Consider the following 23,697-nt stretch of genomic DNA (forward strand, 5'->3'; position numbering starts at 1 on the left):
TGGGGTTATGCGCGGCAGTGAGTGATGAAAACTTTATCCACATTGAGCAGCACTTCTTCTATCGAGAGTCGGATACACGGAATGCTATCAAAACGCGCAGCTTGTTCAATTTCAATGTCAGATACGATTAACACTTTGTCTGCTTGAGCGATGTCGTGCGGCGTCAGAAGATTTTCGATACCCATTGCACCTTGGGTCTCGACTTTAATCTGAACAGAGTATTTCGGCGCAGCTTTATTTAACGCATCTGCTGCCATATAGGTATGTGCAATGCCTGTTGGGCAGGCAGTGACAGCAATAATTTTCATAGTCAATCTCTGTGGGTATTTTTGCGGATATTAGCACAGCGAATTGAGATTTCATTGGCACGGAACAATAAATTCACCGATACACTTCACACTTTAATGTCAGTGTTACAATAATCCAGTTAATGCGGTTTTAGTCCTATATCTCTGACAGATAGGGCTGATTAATCTATATTCGAGCGCGAGTACGGCAGGTAGAGACAATGGACATAACAAACCTAATCCAAGCGGAAACTCTCTGTTTGGAGCTAACAGCGACCACTAAGCAGCAAGTTTTCGAAGAGTTGGTTGGTATGTTAGATAAGGCGGGAAAACTTGCCGATAAAGAGCAATTTCTGGCTGATCTATGGGCGCGTGAAAACATTGGAAATACAGGGTTTGAAGAGGGGATTGCCATTCCCCACGCAAAGAGCTGTGCGGTAGCAAAACCAGCGGTTGCGATTGGCATTAGTCGCTCGGGTATTGACTACGGCGCTGAAGATGGCGAGCTGTCGGCTGTATTTTTTATGTTAGCTTCGCCGGACGGGGATGATCATCATCACATCGAAGTCTTAGCACAGCTATCTGGTAAGTTAATTGAACCAGAGTTTATTGAACAGCTTAAACAGGCACAGAGCGTTGAGCAGGCCCTTGCGCTGATCATTGATGAGCAGATTGATGATCCGTTGTCACACCAACAGCTGTTGCAGGAATCCCATTTCCAGTCACAAAGTCTAGTGGCGCATCAACTTGCTCGGGTTAAAGAGCATCTGCTGTTTGGCACGTCGCACATGATTCCATTTATCGTCGCGGGTGGCGTTCTGTTGTCGCTGTCGGTAATGATCTCAGGGCATGGTGCGGTGCCAGAGAAAGGGATGCTGGCGGATATGGCGCAAATGGGTATTGCCGGTCTGACACTATTTACTGCGGTGCTTGGTGGATATATCGCCTACTCCATCGCTGACAAGCCGGGACTCGCACCGGGTATGATTGGTTCTTGGGTCGCCGTTGACCAGTACCACACGGGTTTTCTCGGCGCGATAGTGGTTGGCTTTTTCGCTGGCTATGTGGTGTGGTTACTGAAGAAAATTAGATTGCCGGAAAGCATGATTTCGCTCGGCAGTATCTTTATCTATCCGTTGGTGGGCACATTTGTCACCTGCGGTGCAGTAATGTGGGTGATTGGCGTTCCTATCTCATCAACCATGAATTCGCTTAACACCCTGCTGACGGATATGGCAGGTTCAGGCAAGATCGTGTTAGGTATGGTGCTGGGTGCCATGACCGCTTTTGATATGGGTGGCCCTATTAATAAAGTTGCTACTCTGTTTGCTCAAACGCAAGTGAATACTCAGCCATGGTTAATGGGAGGGGTTGGCATCGCAATCTGTACTCCACCGCTTGGGTTGGCACTCGCAACGCTACTATCGCCACAGAAGTTTAAGCGTGACGAGCGTGAAGCAGGCAAGGCTGCTGGGATCATGGGCATGATTGGCATCAGTGAAGGGGCAATTCCTTTTGCGGCTGCCGATCCTGCGCGTGTGTTACCTGCAATTGTGCTGGGGGGTATTGTGGGTAACGTGATTGGCTTTATGTTCCACGTACTCAATCATGCGCCATGGGGTGGCTGGATAGTTTTGCCTGTCGTTGATGGCAAACTCGGTTATATCGTTGGTACGCTCGCTGGCTCGTTGACGACCGCTTGTATCGTCATCCTACTGAAGAAAAATGTTAAAGACGAAGATGAATACGGCTCGTTGAAGCGTGTGTATTCTTCGGTTCAGGGAGAGGGTGAGGCGGATGTACTGGCGGTGACATCATGTCCGTCTGGGGTGGCGCATACCTTTTTGGCGGCTAAGTCACTGGAGAAAGCTGCCAACGCCGTTGGGGTGAGAATCAAGGTAGAAACCCAAGGTGCAGATGGGATTAACAATCGCATTACCGAGCGCGATATTGCCCGCGCTAAGTTGGTGATATTTGCTCATGATGTGGCGATTAAAGAGCCAGAAAGGTTTAAGAACATTGCCATTATAGACGTGAGTACCAAAGATGCGATGCACAATGCAACGGCCCTGATTCAGTCAAAGCGTTAAGGAATTTAGTCAAATAGTTCCCCCGAACTATTTATGCTCCTGGCTCCATGTTTCATGGAGCCTTTTTTCATTGGCTCGAAGAGTCAAGGTGCAACTCAGTATAGCCAGTCTGTGGGTCGTATTCTCGGTTGAAATTAAGCTCATGGTATTGGAGAACAATCAGTTCAGCCGTGGTATCAATCAGGCAACCTTCCAGTAGGTGTCCACCAACCACTGAACCATCTGCGCGTGAGACGGAAAGATGAACGTGCTGGTGGTCTGGAGTCAGTGTACCCATAACGGAAACAATCTCTAGCGGCTCATTAAGTTGCAGTGTCTCAGTCGCACCAGCTAAGCGCAGTTTGAGATGCGTAAAGCAGCCGACGCAAGAGGCGATACTTCCAGCACGAATTTGGTGGTGAGTGACCAGTCGTTGAAGGGCAAGTTTTAAGTCGTCACCTTTGGTGAGACGCACAGCAATCGGTGTGATCAACATGAGTCCTTATTCGTTGGTAGAGTAGCGTTTGACCGCTTTGGCCTTAGGTTTATCTTCGCTGGTAGAACCCTCGCTGTGTTCCGCTAAAGGGGACCACTTTAGTGCGCCATTTGTCTCGAAATCGTTAGCTGCCGAACAAATCATGTAATGTTCACCAACCTGAAGGATAGCGCCGTCAGAATAGGCTTGATCTTGATAGTAACAAACGCGTTTGCCAATCTCGCTGGCATTCACTGCGACGATGGGTTTTGCTGTGGTGCTAATCGTATTGGCTTGTGTTGAGAATGGCATTACAACGAGTAGCAGCGGTAGGTACGACTTCATAGACTCTCTCCCAAATCAGGGCCATATTTACGCTCGTAACGAGGTAGCATGCTCTCGTTTCCAAGTAAGCCACCTTGGTGAACATAGATGATGGTTTTTTCTTGATTCTCTTTATACCACGATTGTAGACACTGCCACATCATAGGGTCATAGAGGAGATCGAATTCGATAGAGGTATCTTCGAGAAGCTGTTTCCAAATTAGATAATCTTGTCGATAGAGTTTGCCAAAATGGTGCTTTTGGTCCAGTTCCAGAATGTGTGGAAAGTCGCTCTCACCAAGTTGTTCAAATTGTTTGATTAAATACTCTTTGCCACCGACACAAGGGCAGGTGATAACGGGTATGGAATGTGGCTTAAGGAACTTATGCAAGTATAGTGCTGTTGTCCCAGTCCCCGCTGGCAAAGCAACAACAAACTGATTGTGAGGTTCAAAGCGAGTCCAAGAGAGTATTTCTCGTGCCAGTTGTTCAATACCTGAACGAGCCAGAGTCGAGCGTCCCCCTTCTTCTATCACAAGGCAACTGCTATCCGGTTGCCGCATTTGCTCAATAAAGTCTTTGGGATGAAGGTGGTACTCTGAGGTTGCAATCACCTTAGCCCCGAGCTCTAGAGCACCACGATAGTTACCCATCGGCCTATCGATTAACCACTGCGGTAGATGGTCAACGTAAAACTCTAATGTCCAGCCTTTGATTGATGCTAAAGCGGCTAGAGAGTAGAGCGAGTTAGCTTGTGCGCTACCATAGCTGATCAAGGTTCGAGTTGCAGGGTAATCTTGCTCCAATACGGCCATAAATTTTCGCGCTTTATTCCCACTGAAATGCGTGTGGAGCTGATCATCGCGCTTAAGGAAAAAAGGAATGTCATCAAATTGATGTTGAGTAATTGGCGTATTGGCGAGTTTCATCGATCGAAGTAGTGAACCAAATGGGCGATCATATTAACGGATCACTATTGTGCTGTACCAATCTAGATCAAAATTTTATCGGGCGGGCCATCAAGAGTCTCGGGGTTAGTGATGCCGCGAGTGGTGCTTAAAAAGCGCACTAAATAAAAAAAGCCCAGAGCAAAGGGGCTCTGGGCGGATACAATTAAACATAGGAGTTAATAAGAAAAAGCAGCGTAAATTAGTAGTTTCAGTAAGAAAACAAGTTTGACGGCCTGTAAACTTATCGGGTTGTTAAACCCTCGAACACTCTGCTAACTACACCTATTCAGACCGAGCAAATTCAAAACAGTTCCCAAATTTTTTAATTTTATTTTATTCCCGTCAATTCAGCCTGTTACCACCGTCTTTTGAGTGCTGGTCAGACCAATGCTAAAAAGTGTGATGTTAATAACTTGTTGCTTTTGTGTTTCGGCTGTATATTTCAAACAGTTGTTTAATACGAGTGATTGAAATGCCAGCGAGAAACTCAACCAAAGAGAAAATCCTTGATGTAGCGGAAGCCTTGTTTGCAGAACACGGTTTTAAAGATACCTCTTTACGAACAATCACCAGTAAAGCTGGCGTTAACTTAGCTTCTGTGAATTATCACTTTGGCGATAAGAAAACTTTGGTAAGAGCGGTATTGAATCGTTATTTAGAGGCGTTTATGCCAGCGGTGCAAGATGCTCTCATTAACCTTAACCTTAATGACAGCTATAAAATGGCTGACGTGTTTGAGTCTTTACGCTCTCCATTACGTAACTTAAATGACGTAAGACCGAATGGAACCAGTCGCTTTATGTTGTTAATTGGTCGTGGTTACACCGATGTTCAGGGACACTTGCGTTGGTTTATCACCACTCGTTATCAAGACACATTATCGTTGTTTACCGAATCGGTAATGAAGGCGAATCCAAAACTAACTCAGGAAGAGTTGTTCTGGCGTTTGCACTTTACCTTAGGTACTTGCGTATTCACCATGGCTTCAAGTCAGGCCTTACTGGAAATCGCAGAAAATGATTACGGTAAAGCGATGGATGCAAAATCTGTCGTTGACCAACTGATTCCATATTTAGCAGCAGGCGTCGCTGCGGAATAAACTGATTAGACAAATAACAAAAATATTGGACCACCCTACAGTGAACAAAAGGATCTGATTATGAGCTCTCTAAGACAAAAATGGGTAAGTGACCCAGCTTTCAAAATGTTTAAAAAAGTGCTGCCTCCGTTGTCTAGCACTGAGAAAGAAGCAATGGAAGCGGGTAGCGTATGGTGGGACGGAGAGCTGTTCTCTGGTCGACCAGACTTTAATAAGTTGCATCAGTACCCGAAACCTACGCTGACGTCAGAAGAGCAGTCGTTCATGAACAATGAGCTCGAAACGCTGTTGGCGATGCTCGACGATCATAAAATTGTGAAAGAAGATCGCGACCTACCAGCAGAAGTGTGGGAATACCTACGCAAAGAGCGTTTCTTCTCTCTGATCATTTCTAAAGAGTACGGTGGTCGTCAGTTCTCGTCTTTAGCGAACTCAACTATCGTATCTCGCATCGCGACACGCAGTATCAGTGCTGCCGTATCTGTGATGGTGCCAAACTCGTTAGGTCCGGGTGAACTTCTTTCCCACTACGGTACTCAAGAGCAGAAAGATTACTGGCTACCGCGTCTCGCTAACGGTACAGATATTCCTTGTTTTGCGTTGACTGGTCCAGAAGCGGGTTCAGATGCTGGCGGTATTCCGGATGACGGTATTGTCTGTTACGGCAAACATGAAGGCAAAGAAGTTCTAGGTATTCGTCTGAACTGGAACAAGCGTTACATCACGCTAGCGCCTGTTGCGACAGTACTTGGTCTTGCATTTAAAATGTACGATCCAGACGGTTTAATGGGAGACAAGAAAGAGCTGGGTATTACCTGTGCCCTTATCCCTGCCAACCACAAAGGTGTTGAGATCGGCGAGCGTCATGATCCACTTGGTCTCGCATTTATGAATGGCCCAACGCGCGGCAAAGATGTCTTTATTCCGATGGAGTGGCTAATTGGTGGTCAAGATTATGCGGGTAAAGGCTGGCGTATGTTGGTTGAGTGTTTGTCAGCAGGCCGTGGTATTTCACTGCCAGCGCTAGGCACGGCAATGGGACACTTAACTGCTCGCACCACGGGTGCTTATGCGTACGTTCGTAAGCAGTTTGGTATGTCGATTGGTAAGTTTGAAGGTGTGGCAGAAGCGTTAGGCCGTATCGGTGGTTTAACTTACCTTCTTGAAGCAAGTCGAACACTAACGACAACGTCGCTTGATTTAAAAGAGAAGCCGGGAATCGTCACCGCGATTGCTAAATACCACATGACGGAAATTGCGCGTAAGATCCTAGATGACTCGATGGATATCCATTCAGGTCGCGCGATTCAAGATGGCCCAATGAACTATTTGGCGGCGCCATACCTTGGTATTCCAGTCGCAATTACGGTAGAAGGTGCTAACATTCTGACTCGTAACTTAATGATCTTTGGCCAAGGTGCGACACGTTGTCACCCTTACGTACTCAAAGAGATGGAAGCTGCGGCTAACCCAGATGAGAAGCAAGGCGCAAAAGAGTTCGACGATCTGCTGTTCAAGCATATAGGTCATGCGATGAAGAACACCTTTGGTGCGTTTGGCGCGGCATTGACTGGTTCACGCTTTATTAAAGCCAGCATGAGCGGTCCGACTCAACAGTACTACAAAGAGATGACTCGTTTGAGTCACGCTTTGGCGGTAAGTGCCGATATCGCGATGGCTACACTGGGTGGTGATCTGAAACGTAAAGAGATGATCTCAGCTCGTTTAGGTGATGTGCTTGCTTACCTGTACATGGCATCAGCGGCACTGAAGAAATATGAAGATGAAGGTCGTCAGCAACAAGACCTAGATTATGTTCACTATGCTGTGCAGCACTGTTTGTACCATGCTGCCCAGTCTCTGCAGGAAGCGTTTGCTAACTACCCGCAAAAGGCCGTTGGTCGTTTATTGAAAGGCTTGATCTTCCCACTCGGCAACCACTACCAGAAACCAAGCGACAACCTAACGGTTCGATTGGCTGAAAGTTTAATGACTCCTGGCGCTCATCGTGACCGATTGACTCACCTTTGCTACATAGGCAAAGATGAAAACGACAGTGTTGGTCTGATGGAGAATGCATTCCTCGCGATGTATGGTGTGAAGGGGTTGGAGCGTAAACTGATGCGCGCAGCGAAAGAGGGTAAAGTGGCTCGTAAAGGGTTACTGAAAGATCGTCTGGCACAAGCGCTTGAAGCCGATGTGTTAACAGAGGAAGAAGTTGATCAAATTCTAGCAGCAGACCAATTGCGTTACAAAGCGATTCAAGTTGACCACTTTAGCCATGATTTCAGCGAAGTTCGTACTCATGGTGAGACAAAAAAGTCAAAAGCAAAGCTTGATAGTGCAGCGTGATCTAGACGATTTCGTCTACTCTAGATAAAAACTTGCTCATTTTTAAAGGCACCTCCAGTAGGTGCCTTTATTTTGTGCACAATTTAATAATCCTGACTGAAAGTGCTCCAACCACTTGCATTTTACCGACATTTTTACAGAAATTAGATGCGAACTGCGGGTGAAACTTTTATCCTAGCGGGGTTTTGTTAAGGAAGTTGAATATGATCATCAAACCTAGAATTCGCGGATTTATCTGTACTACTACGCACCCAATGGGCTGTGAAGCTAACGTAAAAGAACAAATTGCTTACACTAAAGCACAAGGCCCAATCAAAGATGCACCTAAACGTGTACTTGTTGTTGGTGCTTCAAGTGGCTACGGCCTATCTTCTCGTATCGCTGCGGCATTTGGTGGCGGTGCTTCTACTATTGGTGTTTTCTTCGAGAAAGAAGGTTCGGAGAAGAAGCCTGGCACAGCGGGTTTTTACAACTCAGTTGCTTTCGAAAAGTTTGCGCGTGAAGAAGGTCTTTATGCAAAAAGCTTAAATGGTGATGCTTTCTCAAATGAAGCTAAGCAGAAAACGATCGATCTGATTAAAGAAGACTTAGGTCAGATTGATATGGTGGTTTACTCACTGGCTTCTCCAGTGCGTAAGATGCCAGAAACGGGTGAAGTGATCCGTTCATCTCTAAAACCTATCGGTGATACGTACACATCTACTGCGGTAGATACAAACAAAGACGTGATCATTGAAGCGAGCGTAGAGCCGGCAACTGAGCAAGAGATCAACGACACTGTTACGGTTATGGGCGGTGAAGATTGGGAATTGTGGATCAATGCTCTTTCTGAAGCGGGTGTTCTAGCAGACGGTTGTAAGACGGTTGCGTACAGCTACATCGGTACTGAGCTGACTTGGCCGATCTACTGGGATGGTGCGCTAGGTAAAGCAAAAATGGACCTAGACCGCGCTGCTGCCGCTCTTAACGAGAAACTTGCAGCTCAAGGTGGCACAGCAAACGTAGCCGTTCTTAAATCTGTCGTTACTCAAGCAAGTTCTGCAATTCCGGTAATGCCTCTTTACATCGCGATGGTATTTAAGAAAATGCGTGAAGAGGGCGTGCATGAAGGTTGTATGGAACAGATCTTCCGCATGTTCAGCCAGCGTCTCTACAAAGAAGATGGTTCAGCACCTGAAGTGGATGACAAGAACCGTCTGCGTCTGGATGACTGGGAACTACGTGATGACATTCAGCAGCACTGCCGTGACCTATGGCCACAAATCACATCAGAGAACCTAAAAGAACTTACTGACTACGTTGAGTACAAAGAAGAGTTCTTGAAACTGTTTGGTTTCGGTGTTGAAGGTGTTGATTACGACGCGGATGTGAATCCAGCGGTAGAAGCAGACTTTATCGAGATTTGATAGAGAACGTATAGCTTCGAGAACGGGCTTCGTCCTGCGAGAGGCTAGAACGCTTCGCTCCGAGATACGACTTAAGGGTTGGTGCTACGCACCAACCCTTTTTGTTTGCGAGAGTTTAGAGCGCTTCACTTTTCTCTATTCAAACGTCGACCAAATCGGCGCGTGATCAGACGGTTTATCAATCCCGCGTAGTTCATAGTCAATGTCTGATTCGATACACTTCTCTGCCAGCTTAGGCGTCGCTAGTACCACATCAATACGTAGGCCGCGGTTATCTGGGAAACCTTTTGAACGGTAATCAAACCACGAGAAGCGATCGTTTACGTCGGGGTGGATCTGACGGAAGGTGTCAACAAAGCCCCAATCAAGTAATGTCTTAAGCCATTGGCGCTCTTCGGGTTGGAATGAGCACTTACCCGTTTGTAGCCAACGTTTACGGTTAGGTTCGCCAATACCAATATCGGCATCAATTGGGCTGATGTTGATATCGCCCATCACAACCAACTGTTCTTCATTGTTATGGTGGTCATTGAGATAAGTCATGAGATCAGCGTAAAACTGGCGCTTGTATGGAAATTTGCTCTCATGGTTAATATTGTCACCCTGAGGGAAATAACCGTTGAGAATGGTAACTGGCTGCCCATTATCGTCTTCAATCGTGACCATGATCATGCGTTTTTGATGATCTTCACTGTCTGTCGGAAAGCCTTTCTGAACGGATAAAGGTTCTTTTTTACATAGCATTGCAACGCCATAGTGCGCCTTTTGACCATGGAAGTAGACTTTGTAACCCATGGCTTCAACATCTTCTAATGGAAATGCTTCATCGTGAACTTTAATCTCTTGGAGACCAATGACGTCCGGCTGATGTTTGTCGATAACTGCTTGGAGTTGATGCAGGCGGGCGCGAAGTCCGTTGATGTTGAAGGAAATGACTTTCATTGAGTTCCCTTTTTGGCTATTTGAATTCTTGTCTGGCCAATACTAGCATCAAATAGACGAACGGTGGAAAGCCGATAAAGTTACTTGGTGTTTATTTAACATATTTTTAAACTTTCGTTTGATAACCGATTCAAATGTGGTGTAATTCGTCTGTGCCTCTGGGCTAATTAACCCTCTTCAAAACACCGAGTTTGCTAAAAGGATGTATTATGCGAACGTTATCAGTGCAGTGGAAAATCACGCTCTTAGCGGGTTTCTGTCTTCTTATCACATCTCTCTCATTGATCGGCTTTTCTGTCTATAACGCTGTATCAAATCAGCAGCAAATTAAGCAGCAAAGTTCTCAATCTGTGATTAATAAGTCTGAACAGATTGTTGAGACACGCGCCTTGCTCAATGCCACAGAAGTTACTCAGTTTTTGAACGAAGCGCTCTACCGTGCAGAAATGCTGGCATCCAGTGCTATGTTCCAAAAGACGTTAAGTGAAGAGAATTTCGGTGACAGTGAAGAGCTGCGAACCGCTTTAGATGAGATGGTGCGCCGCTCTGTATTGAGTTTTGAGACCATTCAGGGTGCTTACTTAGTATTTCGACCAAATATGCTCGATAACGAAGACAGCAATTACGAGAATGCTGAGTATGTCGGCTCCAATGAAATTGGTCGCTTTGCTCCTTACTGGCTAACATCGCAAAATGGCGAAAACGTTGTGGCTAATGTACTGTCAGAAGCGGTATTGGCTGACGCGATCAACAGTGAACGCTTTTATTGCCCTATGGCGTCCAGCACCGCGTGTGTGACCACGCCGAGGTTAATTAACCAAGATGGAACTACTTTCTTAACCAGTTCAATATCTGTCCCGCTCATGCTCGACGATACCCCCATTGGGTTTTTCGGTATCGATTTGCGTCTTGATAGCCTCACAAATATCGTTGCGGAATCTGACCAACTGCTTTTCTCTGGCACGGGTTCGATTAATTTAGTCAGCCTCGACGGTTCTTTAATTGCAAGCGATGATGTGACTCAAACCATTGGTCAGCCTTATAGCAGTGATATTGTCTCAAGCGATCAATTGACCGATTTGTTGTTTGGTCAAGAGGTGAAAACTCAGTGGAGTAGTGATGGTAACTGGCTGAATGTTTTTGCGCCTATCATGGTGGCTAACCAGACATGGGGTGTGTTGTTTGACATGCCGCGTGAGAGTGTCTTGGCTGATGCGGAAGCACTGGATACCATTATTAGCGAACAAGTGGCTTCAAGTGTAAAAACTGAAGTGATCGCTGGTGCAGCTTTGATGCTACTCGGTCTTGCTACTATCGCGGTCGCGGCGTCACGTCTAGTGAAGCCTATTCGAGAAGTGGTGGTGCGCTTGAATGATATTGCGTCTGGTGAAGGTGACTTGACGCAACGATTGGAAGTTAAATCTCAAGATGAGATTGGCCGATTAGCGATTGGCTTTAACCAATTCCTTGATAAATTACAGTCAATCATCAGTGATGTGGTGGACACGACGCTTCAGATCGGTACCACCACACATCAGTCTCGTGTAGCTGCACAGCAAACTCGCACCAGCAGTGATTCACAGTTTAAAGAAGTCGATCTCGTGGCGACCGCTTCTGAAGAGATGACGCAAACTGCTAGCTTAGTGGTTCAAAACGCTGAAATCGCAGTGAGGGCAGCAGAGCAGGCCAATGAAGCCGCTGCGACTGGGCAACGTGTTATTGAGCTGTCTCAAGCGGAAATGGTTAGATTAGTTGATCGTATGACGGCTGCTGTACCTGTTGTGGAAGAGTTAGCAGCAAACAATGCGAATATAACGGACATTCTATCGGTTATCGAGGGTATTTCTGAACAGACTAACTTGCTTGCTCTTAATGCCGCGATTGAAGCGGCTCGAGCGGGGGAACAAGGGCGCGGTTTTGCGGTTGTGGCTGATGAGGTCAGAAACCTAGCCAGCCGTACTCAAGAGTCAGTGGGTGAAATCCGTAAAGTGATAGAGAACGTGCAAAATGGTACACGGGATGTGGTTAAGGCAATCCAAGACGGAAATGACTTAGCGAATGACTCCGCGCAGCAAGTTCAGAATGCTGCAGCAGAACTGAACCAAATTTTTGAAGCTATCGCGTCAATCAACGATATGAATACGCAAATAGTGAAAGCGGCTGAAGAGCAGCAATCTGTCTCCGCAGAGGTCAATCAAAGCGTGAGTAATATTCGTGATTTAAGTGCTCAAATCTTAACTCAAGCCGAAGAGTCGGAGATGGTAAGTAGGCAAATTGGCGACTTGTCTGATAAACAACAGCAGTTGGTCAATCAGTTTAAAGTGTAGCGCTGAGCCATGATCAGATAAATGCGAAAAGGGCTTCGAATCATCGAAGCCCTTTATTCATTGTTGTGGCAAGATCAGCTTATCCAATCGGTATTGGTCTAATCGTTCTTAATCTGCGTGAGTTTGTCGTAATCTCTTCTCAATATCCGATTGAACAATTTGCAGTGCTTTTAAAGCGATATCTGGCTCTACTTCGTTGCTTTCTAAGAGGTAAATAAGATCAACCGCTAGTTTGATTTCATCCGGAGCGTTTTCAAGTCCTTCATTGGTCGACGACATTATTGGTTCCTTTCACGATAGGTTATCTGCTTTTCAACTTTCAGTTTGGCTTCTTGGCAGCGTTTAAGTCTCTGCTCGGTAGCAATCAAAGCTTGCTGTGCCGCTTGCTGTTGAAACGGAGGAGCATACTGTAGAGCCAGCTCCTTGTCGCGAACCATTTCAAGTAAGCGACGCTCCCACTCCTGATGCTGAGCAAGATTTTGATATAGCTCGTTGATCGGTTTTTGAAAGTGGCTTTTATGCTTAGGCTCTTGTTTACGAATCTTTGTGGTTGCGAGTTCTCGTTGTAGCGCGCTTACTTGTGAGAGCAAACGCTCCGTTAGATATTCCGCTCGCAGTGCCGTTAGTTTGCCGGCGGTCTGTTCTCTAATGATGCTTTCAAGAGTCCCTTGAGTCTCTTTAACACATGGAACGAGCAATTTGGAACGACTTTGGAACAGTCGTTCGTCAAATAGTGGCTGGTGGTGCTCGCCCCTTTTGCGGTCGAGTGCAGCAGCATCGACAGCAAGCTGTTCCAAGGTTGATTGAAGCTGATTGAATTTGCTCATGGCGTTCTCAACTATAGATTAACAAACCAAGCTTCGTAGGCCAGTTTGACGGCTAAGATACTTACGACTGTAACAAAAACTGGTCGGATAAACTTGGCTCCGAATCGTATTGCTGAATGTGCGCCGACGAAAGCCCCTGCCATGAGACAGAGACCCATAGTCAATCCGAGTACCCAATCGATATGCCCCAGAATTGCGAAAGTAACTAATGAAGTAAAATTACTTGTGAAATTCATTGCCTTGGCCAGCCCCGAAGCAAGAAGAATATTGAGACGATACAGAGCCATCGAACTTACTGTCCAAAACGCGCCAGTACCAGGGCCTGCAACACCGTCGTAGAAACCTAAAGTCAAACCTTGCGCGTACTGTTTTTTGTTAAGTACTGGACAAGGCTGAGGCGTATCGTTCTTTACCGTGCTAGGGGTTTTATGCCAAATGGTATAAATAGCCGCGGCGAGGATCACCAATGGCAGAATTTTTTCCAGCCACTGTGTACTAATGAGGTCTACCACCAAGGTGCCGATAATTGCTCCGATCAAAGTCGAGAAGAAAGCACGTTTCCAGCAACTTGGTTTAAATAGCTTCTTACGGTAGTAGGTAAAAGCCGCGGTTGATGATGCAAAGGTGGCGGCTAATTTATTCGTTCCTAATGCAATATGGGGTGGTAAACCTAACGACAGTAGTGCAGGGACGGTCAGCATACCACCCCCACCAGCAACAGCATCAATAAACCCAGCAAGGAAAGCAACCAGTGCCAACACCAACAGTACGGTTGGCTCAAACAATTCCATAAAATAGTTCTTCTTATATAAATACGGATACTTATTCGATGATCCGCTTGAATGGTGGCAGTGAATCGAGTAGGGCGCTGCCATAGCGTTTGGTGATCACGCGACGATCGAGAATGATGACTTTACCAGAATCCCTCTCTTTACGCAGCAAGCGTCCGACAGACTGGATTAATTTTTTACTCGCTTCAGGAACCGTGATCTGCATGAAAGGATTTCCCCCTCGACTTTCTATGTATTCCGCATGCGCCTGCTCTACTGGTGAAGTCGGTACAGCGAAAGGGATTTTGGTGATGATCAAGTTTTCTAGCAATTCACCAGGTAAATCTAATCCTTCCGAGAAACTGCCAGTGCCAAATAAAATGCTGGTCTTTTGGCATTGAACTAAGGTTTTATGTTTTTTGAGTATTTCTGAGCGCGACTCCTTACCCTGAACTTGCAGTGCCCAGCCTCTTTTTACGAAATCGGTTGAGAGGGCTTGCGCGACTTGATTCATCTGCCAGTATGAAGAAAACAGGACTAAATTGGCTTTTTTGTCTGCAATTAAATCAGGCAGCTTTTCAATCAAGTGTTCAGTGAATTGTGGCGCTTGCGGTTCATACGCCATTTTAGGGACATAGAGCTCCGCTTGATTCTGATAGTCAAAAGGCGATGCTAAAGCCAAAAATCGCACACCATCTTCGCCCTTTTCACTGATGCCTGCTTGACGACAGAAAAAGCTAAACGAGTTTAAAGCACGCATAGTGGCAGAAGTGAGTACCGCGCCAATGCAACGACTCCAAAGTTGCTGGTCAAGTTGCCAGCCTACTTCCAAAGGTGAAACGTTGACGATGAAGTCGCCTTCACGCTCGGGGCTGACTTCCAACCAGCGAGCTAACGGCGCACCTTTTTCCCTTTGTGGTTCGGCCATTAGGTTCCATACCTGAGCGAGATTATCCATACGTTGGATATAAAATCCCAGTTCAGCAAGAGCTGGCTCTGCCAATCGATTTGAAAGTTCACCTTCTTTAACTCGTTCGGCAATCAGGTCTGCAATTTTTGCGACTGCTAGCGAACCTTTGTGGCTGAGTTTTTTGAGTTCTATAGATTCCTCTGTGAGCCACTGAGGCAACTCGCCATTCTCAAAACGATAAATGTTTTCTTCGAAATGGGCGGGATCAAAGCGAGTTGCTAGCTGAGTTAACGATGGGATCAGTTGCTGAACTGAGTCTTGTAGTTCGTTTCGAAATCGAGCGACACGTTTTTCGTCTGCCATATTGGCAAATTTCGTCACCGCTTGGTTAAGGCGTTCTAGCCAGCTAGCCGCGCCCTTCAGGCTTGCTGCGGCAGAAGAGTGGTCCCTGGCTACGTGTGGTAGGTGATGCGCTTCATCAAAAACATAAATTGTATTTTCTGGTTCAGGCAGAATGACACCACCACCAAGGCCCGCATCAGCCATGACTAAGCTATGGTTGGCGATGATGACATCTGCTTTATCCATTTCAGAGCGCGCTTTTTGAAACGGACAGTTGCGATGCGCTGGCATACTATTGTTGCAGCTATGTTTATCGCTAACGATTAATTGCCAAATATCATCGGCGATTGGCTTAGGCCAGGAGTCTCTATCGCCGTCCCACTTATTTTGCGCTAGTGAACGGTACATTGTTTCGAGTTGTTCGATATCTTTCTTCTTAGGTTTTGTCTCGAACATGGCTAACTGACCACCATCAACGCCACTGGCGGTTGCAAGTTTCTCGGCACAACAATAGCGCTGACGTCCTTTCGCTAAAATAAAAGAGAACTCACGATCAGTCAGGCGGCGATATAAAGGTAAATCCTTATTGACCAGCTGTTCTTGTAAAGCCACTGTCGCAGTAGATATGACCACTTTTCTATTGTTATGAATCGCGACAGGGATGGTCGCCATTAAATAGGAGAGGGACTTACCAATTCCAGTCCCAGCTTCTGCAACGAGCATACGGGTAGATTTGTGATATTCACCGCATAATGTTTTCGCTATCTCCGCAACGAGGTAATTTTGAGCTCGACGAGGCACAAAGTTTTCAAGCTGAGATTGGAGGTTTTGATAACTCGTTCGAATGGATTGTTGGATTTTACTGGTATTCATATTGTGACCTGTATTGCGGGTAGCGCATCATAGCACAGTTTGCTAAACGCTACTTAGTTCACGAAATAGAATCCTTAATAACGAAATGTGGATCTTCTTCACAAAAAAAAACTGAACCTTCAGATACTTACAATTAATTCTAAATGTAAAAAATATATCACGCCAAACTTGGGATTTGACTGGAATAATATTCTGATTTTTATGTTTCAGTATGTAGTTTTAGGGTTTATATGCTGTATTGGTGGTTTGTTAAGTTTTCGATACTGCGAGGCTAAAAGTTATGAGGTCGCTCGAAATTTGCTCATAATTTTATGTAAATAATTGATTTTAAATGAATAAATGTTTTTTTATTTTCTGTTTTTAGAATATTTGACACGCCGAATAATCTTTTGCAATCTAGACCTCGAAATTTAGTGACGTTGATATCCGACCCATTAGAGGAAGGAATCATCATCAAAAAACATAAAGGGAACCGGACAAGGATTTCCCATTCTATAGAAAAGGCAGTGGATTATTATGAAAAAGACTCTAGTAGCTCTTTCAGTTCTAGCAGCAGCTTCGTCTGCTCAAGCAATCGAACTTTACAACCAAGACGGTGTAACTGTTAACCTATCTGGTGATGTAGAAGTACGTTACCTAAAAGATATCGGCGTAGACCAAATCACTAAGCAAGAGATCGACGATGCTGATTTCGGTTTCGACACTCGTTACGCTGTAAACGACGACTTCCAAGTTGGTGCTTTCCTTGAGTTTTCTGGTGACAACGATGACCGTGCGAAAGGTAACTCTTCTGTAGGTAACGTTTACTTCGGTTTCTACCACAACGCTTACGGTACTCTAAAAGTTGGTAAACTAGATACTCAACTTGACGACGCTGGTATCGGTTCTGATTACCTTTTCGGTGTTAACTCTTTCTTCAACGATGCTAGCTTCGGTGGTGATGAAGCAGTACGTTACGATTACGACAACGGCTCTTTCTACGCAGGTCTAGGCCTAATCCAAGACAAACACGATGAAGATGCTATTGGCGAAGATGGTCACTACTTCGACGCTAAAGTTGGTTACCGTGTAGCTGACTTCGACTTCACAGTTTTCTACGGTGATGCAGAGCTTAAAGGTGTAGACAGCGATTCTGTTGCTCTAAACAAAGAAGAAACTCTAATCGCTGGTGAGATTCGCTACGCTGGTATCGAAAACCTAAACCTAGAACTAGGTTACTACAAAGTAGACACTAAAGAATCTGGTGCTTCTTCTGATGTAGATACTCTAGCAGTTGCTGCAGACTACACATGGAACAAAGTTACATTCGCTGGTGGCTTCAGCACAACTGATTACAGCGATGCAGCTACAAAAGACTTCGATCAGTGGTTCCTAAACGCGGGTTACGGTATTGCACCTAACACTACTGTTTACGTAGAGATCGGTGACAACGACAAAGACAACACTGACCTAGGTTACGGTGTTGGTATCAAAGCTTCTTTCTAATTGAAAGTCTTTGATTAATAACACGAAGCCACCCTTTGGGGTGGCTTTTTATTTTTTATAACAATGGCTTATTACTTTTAACTTGTTTAAGCTGCTGTTAAAATCAACCCCAATTGTCGCAGAATTAAAGAGATTTTTATGATGAAATGGATGCTAACGTTTTGTGCGCTGTTTTCTTTTACAGCAAGTGCTGCAGTCTTAACCCCAGCAAAAGGTTTATCGGTTCTTTACATAAATGGTGAACAGTCTGAGTCCAAAATTGGTAAATTGGATATACCTCAAGGGAGTGTTCAATTGGTTGTTCAAATGGATAAAGAACTAGGTCGTGGTAATTCTGCAAAAGTGTTTACTTCTTATCCATACGTTATTAATTTCAACGTGACAGGTAATGATATCGTTATTGATCACCCAACAGCGAGAAGCACCCAAGAAGCGGTAAATGCTTTCAAGTCAGAACAGCCAGAGTGGAAACTGTCTCAAGATGGCCAGTCTCTGAACTATACTCAAGACTTGTTGCCTTCAAACGGAAGTTTGTTTCCATACGTAGCCATGGATAAGCTAGTTGCAGAGTACAACCAGTCAAAAGGAATTTTCTTTGAAGGTGGCAAGCTAATTGACAAACCTGTAGAAGCTCAAGTTATTGCAGTAGCGACTACAAGCACAGCTGTTACATCAACAGCAAGTCAAGTTGAAAAAACGTCTCCAGCTAAACCTGTTGCCTCAAGCAATGTTGAACAACTAAAAGCTTGGTACCTAAAATCTTCTCAACAAGAGCGTAAAGAATTCCGCCGTTGGATGATTGACCAAGAGTAAAACAAAGCTTGAAGTTTCGAGTCGCGAGCTACTCGCAGCTCGAAACTTAAGTGTTAACCACTAAAGCATTCTTCACAATTCAACGCACATTCAACCGCATCTACTAATGCTTCTATATGCTCAGGTTCACTAATGAACGGCGGCATCATATAAATCAGTTTGCCAAATGGGCGGATCCAAACCCCTTTCTCGACAAACAGTGCTTGAATCGCTTCCATATTGACCGGCGTCGTGGCTTCAACCACGCCAATGGCACCAAGCCAGCGAACGTCTTCTACCAACTTGTGCTGCTTTAACTTAGGCAGTAACTCAGAAAAAAGCTGTTCGATTTGCTTTGTCTGCTGCTGCCATTCATTTTGCTCTAGCAATTCCATGCTGGCTGTCGCGACTGCGCAGGCCAACGGGTTGGCCATAAAAGTAGGGCCATGCATAAAGCAACCTGCATCACCGCCACATACCGTATCCGCAACATCACTTGAGGCTAGCGTTGCTGATAGCGTCATGTAGCCACTGGTTAATGCTTTACCTACACATAGAATGTCAGGGGATATCTCAGCGTGCTCACAGGCAAACATTTTTCCGGTACGACCAAAGCCGGTAGCAATTTCATCGAGAATCAGTAGCACGCCAAACTCATCACATAATTCTCTAACACCTTTAAGAAATTGAGGATGATAGATTCGCATTCCGCCAGCGCCTTGAACGATAGGTTCTAGGATCACGGCCGCTATCTGAGAATGGTTTTGAACGAGCTTGTGCTTAAAGTCGGCTAAATCAGCTTCATCCCACTCCTCCCAGAAGCCGGTTTTTGGCGAAGAGGCGAAGATGTGTTCAGGCAGAAATCCTTTATACAAAGAGTGCATTGAGTTGTTAGGGTCAGTTACCGACATTGCAGCAAACGTATCACCATGATAGCCATCTCTGAGTGTTAGGAACTTCGGTCTCACTTGACCTTTTGCATGCCAGTATTGAAGGGCCATTTTCAAGCTGACTTCCACCGCGACAGAACCCGAATCGGCCAAAAAGACATGCTGAAGATTATTTGGTGCAAATGAGAGTAGCTTTTTACACAGGTTAATCGCTGGATCATGAGTGATCCCGCCAAACATAACGTGAGACATCTTATCAATTTGGCTATGTGCGGCAGCATTGAGATGAGGGTGATTGTATCCATGAATCGCAGACCACCATGATGACATGCCATCAATTAGCTGCTCACCAGACTCTAAATGCAGCATGACTCCTTTGGCGGAAACAACTGGGTAGCAGGTCAGAGGTGTCAGCGTTGAAGTATAGGGATGCCAGATATGACGGCGGTCGAAAGCGAGATCCATGTTCAGTTCCTGAAATCTTGATGGTTAAAAATTAATCAAGTGTAAACTTTTGAAATTGCTGGGTGTTGACAGTCTACCTTGTGTCAGTAGACTAGCCAAGTATTCAAACTGACAATAATTAAAGGAAGCCCCGTGGAAGTACGTCACAACTGGACAGTTGCTCAAGTTAGAGAACTTATGGATAAGCCATTCATGGATCTTCTATTTGAAGCGCAACTGGTGCATCGTCAATATCAGCAGCACAATCATGTCCAAGTCAGCACCTTGCTTTCGATAAAAACAGGCGCTTGTCCTGAAGACTGTAAATACTGCCCCCAGAGCGCAAGATATACAACGGACGTAGAGAAAGAGCGTCTCATGGAAGTCGAGCGTGTTTTAGATGCAGCGCAGAAGGCTAAGAATGCAGGTTCGACCCGCTTCTGTATGGGAGCGGCATGGAAAAACCCAAAAGAACGCGACATGCCGCATCTGACCGATATGATTAAGGGCGTCAAAGGGATGGGGTTAGAAACCTGCATGACGCTGGGTATGCTTACTTCGGATCAAGCGAAAGCTTTAGCCGACGCAGGGTTAGACTACTACAACCACAACTTAGACACTTCGCCTGAATTCTACGGCAACATTATTACTACTCGTACTTATCAGGACCGTCTGGATACACTTTCTCACGTTCGCGATGCAGGCATGAAGATATGTTCTGGCGGTATTATTGGTATGGGTGAGAATGCCAATGATCGTGCTGGCCTGCTTGTTGAACTGGCAAACCTACCTACTCACCCAGAGAGTGTGCCAATCAATATGTTGGTCAAAGTGAAAGGTACCCCACTAGAGAAGGTGGAAGATGTTGAACCATTCGATTTTATCCGTCTGATAGCGATTGCTCGAATCATGATGCCTAAGTCTGCGGTACGCCTGTCTGCTGGTCGTGAGAACATGAATGAGCAGATGCAAGCGCTGTGCTTTATGGCGGGGGCCAACTCCGTTTTCTATGGTTGTAAACTGCTGACAACACCAAACCCTTCTGAAGACAAAGATATGCTTCTGTTCGATAAGCTTGGCATTAATAGCCAGCAAGTGTCTCAGAAGCCCGATGAAATCGAAGAGAATGATCTTCTTGATCGAGTTGTAGAACGAGTGGCTGCACGCCCAACGAAAGACGACTTATTCTACGATGCAGGCGTTTAATACTCGAATTGCTAAAGCCCTTGAGCAACGTAAAACTCAGGGTTTAAGCCGTACTTTACTCAATATAGAACAAGGTAATCGTGCCCACTTAGTTCACGAAGGTAACAGTTACCTTAATTTTTCCAGCAACGATTATCTTGGGTTAGCCGCGGATAAAGAGTTAACCAAAGCGTGGCAGCTAGGCCTAGAGCGTTATGGCAACGGTAGTGGTGCATCGCCATTGGTGACGGGTCATAGCTCTGCTCATCGCGATCTAGAACAGAGCTTATGCCAATGGCTGGGGTTTGAAAGGGCGATATTGTTTAGCTCGGGATTTTCTGCCAATCAAGCCATGCTATTTGCACTATTAGAGAAAGATGACCTGCTATTACAAGATAAGCTCAATCACGCCTCACTGATCGAAGCTGGTATGTTGTCGACTGCGAAGATGAAGCGTTTCAGACACAACGATGTTGACCACCTTTGCTCTTCCATTGATGGCAATACTTTGGTCGTCACAGAAGGGGTTTTTAGCATGGATGGTGATTTATCACCATTGGCAGATATCTATTCAGTGACACGTAAAAAAGCCTGGCTTGCGGTTGATGATGCTCATGGCATTGGTGTGCTTGGTAAAGATGGTCGTGGCAGTTGCCATCATGCGGGGATTCAGCCTGATTTGTTGGTAGTGACCTTTGGTAAAGCATTGGGTCTATCTGGAGCTGCAATTATGTGTAGCCGTGAGGTGGGGGACTATTTAACTCAGTTTGCCCGACATCATGTCTATTCGACCGCGATGCCCCCTGCACAGGCTGTAGCCTTAACTCAAGCGATCACTATGATTCAGGAACAGTCATGGCGAAGAGAAAAATTGTGCGAACTCTCTGAGTATTACCATTCTCTGTTAGGGAATGAACAAGGTTACTGTGCAACTCAAACGCCGATTAAGCCATTTATTCTTGGTAGTAGTGAAAAGGCAATCAATATCGCATCACAGCTCAAAGCTAACGGTATCTGGGCGACGGCGATCCGTCCCCCTACAGTTGCTGTTGGTAGTGCACGACTGCGCGTGACTCTCACGGCTAGCCATGAAAAAGCACACATACGAGCATTGGCAAATCAGCTAAAAACAGCTTTGAAGGAAGTGGATTAATGGAACAAGCGGTATTGATTACTCCTGACCGTGTCAACGACAAAGCAGCGATTGCTGATGCATTCGGCAGAGCAGCCAAAACGTACGATCAACATGCAGAGTTTCAGCGTGATGTGGGCTTACGTTTGTTGGCCCAAATGCCTCAAGATCTTACGGGTAAAACGGTATTGGATTTGGGATGTGGGACAGGCTATTTCTCATTAGAGCTGATAAAACGTGGTGCGACGGTGATCTGTTTTGACCTGTCGCAACAGATGCTCGACGCCGCTAAACAGCGCTGTGGTGAGATGGCTACGTACTTGCAAGGAGATGCCGAAGCGTTGCCATTTGAAAATCATAGCATTGATTTTGCATTTTCCAGCTTAGCGCTACAGTGGTGTGATGACTTATCCGTGCCACTTCGTGAGCTGCGTCGAGTGATAAAACCGCTGGGTTCAATTTATTTTTCGACTTTACTCGACGGTTCTCTAAATGAGCTAAAACTAGCGTGGAGCAAAATTGATTCATATCAACACGTGAATCAATTTATCTCAGTCAATCAGGTAAAAATTGCGTTAGCGCAATCTGAATGCCATACGCATCAACTAGACTTACCGACCATTACGGTTTGGTACAAGACGGCATTTTCTTTAATGCGTGATCTTAAGGGCATTGGTGCAACGCATGTGGGTGGCAGGGCAAATGGCTTGACTGGTCGCAAAGCGTTACAACGTGTCGAACAAGAGTATCAAACAAACCAAAATCATCAGGGTCTTCTGCCTGCAACATATCAGGTCTGTTTAGGGGTTATTCATCTATGATTGATGCATTTTTTATTGCGGGTACGGATACCGATGTTGGAAAAACAGTTGCGTCTAAAGCGATTTTAAACGCGCTAGCGGAAAAGGATTTAAAAACCATAGGCTATAAGCCTGTCGCTGCGGGTTGCGAAAAAACGGAGTTTGGATTGCGAAACTCGGACGCGCTCTATCTGCAAAAAGCCGCTACGTTGGAAGTGGCGTATGATGACGTCAACCCATACGCACTAGCGTTGCCAGCGTCACCACATATTGCAGCTAAGCGGGAAGGAGTCGTCATCGATTACGCCGTACTGAGTGATAAGCTGTCACAGCACAAGAAAAATGCGGATATCGTGTTAGTTGAGGGCGCTGGCGGTTGGCGAGTACCTGTATCGGACTCTGATTGTTTGTCAACGTGGGTGCAGCAGGAAAAACTGCCTGTTGTCCTTGTGGTCGGTATTAAACTTGGCTGTCTTAGCCATGCAATGTTGACGCTCGATGCAATCAAAGCGGACGGTTTACAAGTCATCGGCTGGGTCGCAAACCGGATCAACCCAGGCACAGAGCACTATGCTGATATCATTGAGATGCTAGAGCAAAAAATTGATGCGCCGAAAATTGGTGAAATACCTTACGTTCCAAGCGTGAAGCGCAAAGGGCTTGCAAAGTATATTGATGTGACGCCTTTGCTAAAGGGCGACTGTTAGAGATATTAAAAGGGCTGCCATTGGCAGCCCTTTTTGCATTTGGTCAACAGCATTATCGCTCTTGATTAAGCCCCATCAGCGCACTTTGAGTCTCTGCAATACGTTTTTGTGTTTGATTGTCTACAGAGATACCTAACTGCTGCTTTGCCTCATCTTCCGAGATCCCTAAGTGGCAGCACAACAGATCAATAGCCATTTGATAGTCGTTAGTTTCAACCATGATTTTGTCCCTTATCCCTATGTCCCATGGAGTGGATCAGTAGTAAATCTAGCATGTTTGATTGGACTCTCAATACGACCAAAGTCTAA

General features: G+C 45.6%; 22 protein-coding genes. 11 read left to right on the plus strand and 11 right to left on the minus strand.

The annotated features are described in order from the left end of the window. Window positions 1-5: 5 nt before the first annotated feature. Complete coding sequence (locus tag ACQEXR_RS01445; RefSeq protein WP_138970272.1) at window positions 6-308, minus strand: PTS fructose transporter subunit IIB; 303 nt, start codon at window positions 306-308, stop codon at window positions 6-8. A gap of 200 nt (window positions 309-508) precedes the next feature. Between ACQEXR_RS01445 and ACQEXR_RS01450 the strand changes: the two genes are divergently transcribed. Next, entirely contained in the window at window positions 509-2,377 is a 1,869-nt protein-coding gene (locus ACQEXR_RS01450) for a fructose-specific PTS transporter subunit EIIC (RefSeq protein ID WP_427019640.1), read from the plus strand. Between the two features lie 67 nt (window positions 2,378-2,444). On the opposite strand, the gene ACQEXR_RS01455 is transcribed toward ACQEXR_RS01450, so the two are convergent. Genes ACQEXR_RS01455 through ACQEXR_RS01465 form a run of 3 tightly spaced genes read right to left on the minus strand, consistent with a single transcriptional unit; the run spans window position 2,445 to window position 4,084 of the window. After that, window positions 2,445-2,849 (minus strand): PPC domain-containing DNA-binding protein, encoded by a 405-nt coding sequence (locus ACQEXR_RS01455; protein ID WP_427019674.1) that lies wholly within the window; start codon window positions 2,847-2,849, stop codon window positions 2,445-2,447. A 9-nt stretch (window positions 2,850-2,858) separates the two neighbouring features. Continuing rightward, window positions 2,859-3,176: a DUF1496 domain-containing protein gene (locus tag ACQEXR_RS01460; protein WP_427019641.1), complete on the minus strand. Its 318-nt coding sequence runs from the start codon at window positions 3,174-3,176 to the stop codon at window positions 2,859-2,861. After that, the gene (locus tag ACQEXR_RS01465; protein ID WP_427019642.1) at window positions 3,173-4,084 is read right to left on the minus strand and encodes a 1-aminocyclopropane-1-carboxylate deaminase/D-cysteine desulfhydrase; all 912 of its coding nucleotides are present in this window, start codon (window positions 4,082-4,084) and stop codon (window positions 3,173-3,175) included. Before ACQEXR_RS01465 ends, ACQEXR_RS01460 begins: the two co-directional genes overlap by 4 nt. Before the next feature lie 493 nt (window positions 4,085-4,577). Here ACQEXR_RS01465 and ACQEXR_RS01470 point away from each other — a divergent pair, with 493 nt between their 5' ends. The 3 genes from ACQEXR_RS01470 to fabV all read left to right on the plus strand — a co-directional run bounded on the left by ACQEXR_RS01470 (window position 4,578) and on the right by fabV (window position 8,962). Further along, window positions 4,578-5,204, plus strand: coding sequence for a TetR/AcrR family transcriptional regulator (locus ACQEXR_RS01470; protein ID WP_331415932.1), 627 nt, complete (start codon window positions 4,578-4,580; stop codon window positions 5,202-5,204). A 60-nt stretch (window positions 5,205-5,264) separates the two neighbouring features. Beyond that, window positions 5,265-7,556 carry an acyl-CoA dehydrogenase gene (locus ACQEXR_RS01475; RefSeq protein WP_427019643.1) on the plus strand — a complete coding sequence of 764 codons (2,292 nt, stop codon included), beginning with the start codon at window positions 5,265-5,267 and terminating at the stop codon, window positions 7,554-7,556. 203 nt (window positions 7,557-7,759) lie between these two features. Then, the gene (gene fabV, locus ACQEXR_RS01480; RefSeq protein WP_138970278.1) at window positions 7,760-8,962 is read left to right on the plus strand and encodes an enoyl-ACP reductase FabV; all 1,203 of its coding nucleotides are present in this window, start codon (window positions 7,760-7,762) and stop codon (window positions 8,960-8,962) included. 135 nt (window positions 8,963-9,097) lie between these two features. Here the strand turns inward: fabV and xthA are convergent, their stop codons facing one another. Continuing rightward, window positions 9,098-9,904 (minus strand): exodeoxyribonuclease III, encoded by an 807-nt coding sequence (xthA, locus tag ACQEXR_RS01485; RefSeq protein WP_138970279.1) that lies wholly within the window; start codon window positions 9,902-9,904, stop codon window positions 9,098-9,100. Window positions 9,905-10,113: 209 nt separating this feature from the next. On the opposite strand from xthA, the gene ACQEXR_RS01490 reads away from it, so the two are divergent. Next, window positions 10,114-12,231 carry a methyl-accepting chemotaxis protein gene (locus tag ACQEXR_RS01490; protein ID WP_427019644.1) on the plus strand — a complete coding sequence of 706 codons (2,118 nt, stop codon included), beginning with the start codon at window positions 10,114-10,116 and terminating at the stop codon, window positions 12,229-12,231. A gap of 108 nt (window positions 12,232-12,339) precedes the next feature. On the opposite strand, the gene rsmS is transcribed toward ACQEXR_RS01490, so the two are convergent. Genes rsmS through dinG form a run of 4 tightly spaced genes read right to left on the minus strand, consistent with a single transcriptional unit; the run spans window position 12,340 to window position 15,953 of the window. Further along, the gene (rsmS, locus tag ACQEXR_RS01495; protein WP_331415928.1) at window positions 12,340-12,510 is read right to left on the minus strand and encodes a pleiotropic regulatory protein RsmS; all 171 of its coding nucleotides are present in this window, start codon (window positions 12,508-12,510) and stop codon (window positions 12,340-12,342) included. Beyond that, complete coding sequence (locus ACQEXR_RS01500) at window positions 12,510-13,058, minus strand: primosomal replication protein (protein WP_331415927.1); 549 nt, start codon at window positions 13,056-13,058, stop codon at window positions 12,510-12,512. The genes rsmS and ACQEXR_RS01500 overlap by 1 nt, the downstream gene beginning before the upstream one ends. Before the next feature lie 11 nt (window positions 13,059-13,069). Further along, a complete protein-coding gene (locus tag ACQEXR_RS01505) occupies window positions 13,070-13,849 on the minus strand; it encodes a sulfite exporter TauE/SafE family protein (protein ID WP_138970282.1) in 780 nt (259 codons plus the stop codon). 31 nt (window positions 13,850-13,880) lie between these two features. After that, window positions 13,881-15,953, minus strand: coding sequence for an ATP-dependent DNA helicase DinG (gene dinG, locus ACQEXR_RS01510; RefSeq protein ID WP_427019645.1), 2,073 nt, complete (start codon window positions 15,951-15,953; stop codon window positions 13,881-13,883). Between the two features lie 516 nt (window positions 15,954-16,469). Between dinG and ACQEXR_RS01515 the strand changes: the two genes are divergently transcribed. Beyond that, window positions 16,470-17,438, plus strand: a complete 969-nt coding sequence (locus ACQEXR_RS01515) for a porin (protein WP_331415925.1) — start codon at window positions 16,470-16,472, stop codon at window positions 17,436-17,438. Between the two features lie 138 nt (window positions 17,439-17,576). Next, window positions 17,577-18,251: a DUF2057 family protein gene (locus tag ACQEXR_RS01520; protein ID WP_331415924.1), complete on the plus strand. Its 675-nt coding sequence runs from the start codon at window positions 17,577-17,579 to the stop codon at window positions 18,249-18,251. 53 nt (window positions 18,252-18,304) lie between these two features. Here ACQEXR_RS01520 and bioA read toward each other — a convergent pair whose 3' ends face one another. Beyond that, on the minus strand, window positions 18,305-19,585 hold the full coding sequence (gene bioA / locus ACQEXR_RS01525) for an adenosylmethionine--8-amino-7-oxononanoate transaminase (RefSeq protein WP_427019646.1): 1,281 nt from the start codon (window positions 19,583-19,585) through the stop codon (window positions 18,305-18,307). Window positions 19,586-19,717: 132 nt separating this feature from the next. On the opposite strand from bioA, the gene bioB reads away from it, so the two are divergent. From bioB to bioD, 4 genes are read left to right on the plus strand one after another with little or no spacing between them, the layout of a single operon-like run. Continuing rightward, the gene (bioB, locus tag ACQEXR_RS01530) at window positions 19,718-20,770 is read left to right on the plus strand and encodes a biotin synthase BioB (protein WP_138970287.1); all 1,053 of its coding nucleotides are present in this window, start codon (window positions 19,718-19,720) and stop codon (window positions 20,768-20,770) included. Then, window positions 20,757-21,902, plus strand: coding sequence for an 8-amino-7-oxononanoate synthase (gene bioF / locus ACQEXR_RS01535; RefSeq protein WP_427019647.1), 1,146 nt, complete (start codon window positions 20,757-20,759; stop codon window positions 21,900-21,902). Before bioB ends, bioF begins: the two co-directional genes overlap by 14 nt. Further along, window positions 21,902-22,702, plus strand: a complete 801-nt coding sequence (bioC, locus tag ACQEXR_RS01540; protein WP_427019648.1) for a malonyl-ACP O-methyltransferase BioC — start codon at window positions 21,902-21,904, stop codon at window positions 22,700-22,702. The genes bioF and bioC overlap by 1 nt, the downstream gene beginning before the upstream one ends. Continuing rightward, window positions 22,699-23,388, plus strand: coding sequence for a dethiobiotin synthase (gene bioD, locus ACQEXR_RS01545; protein ID WP_331415920.1), 690 nt, complete (start codon window positions 22,699-22,701; stop codon window positions 23,386-23,388). The genes bioC and bioD overlap by 4 nt, the downstream gene beginning before the upstream one ends. 52 nt (window positions 23,389-23,440) lie before the next feature. On the opposite strand, the gene ACQEXR_RS01550 is transcribed toward bioD, so the two are convergent. Further along, window positions 23,441-23,608 carry a hypothetical protein gene (locus tag ACQEXR_RS01550; protein WP_269377266.1) on the minus strand — a complete coding sequence of 56 codons (168 nt, stop codon included), beginning with the start codon at window positions 23,606-23,608 and terminating at the stop codon, window positions 23,441-23,443. Window positions 23,609-23,697 lie beyond the last annotated feature (89 nt).

The organism is Vibrio sp. TRT 2004, assembly GCF_050113735.1.
Lineage (GTDB): Bacteria > Pseudomonadota > Gammaproteobacteria > Enterobacterales > Vibrionaceae > Vibrio.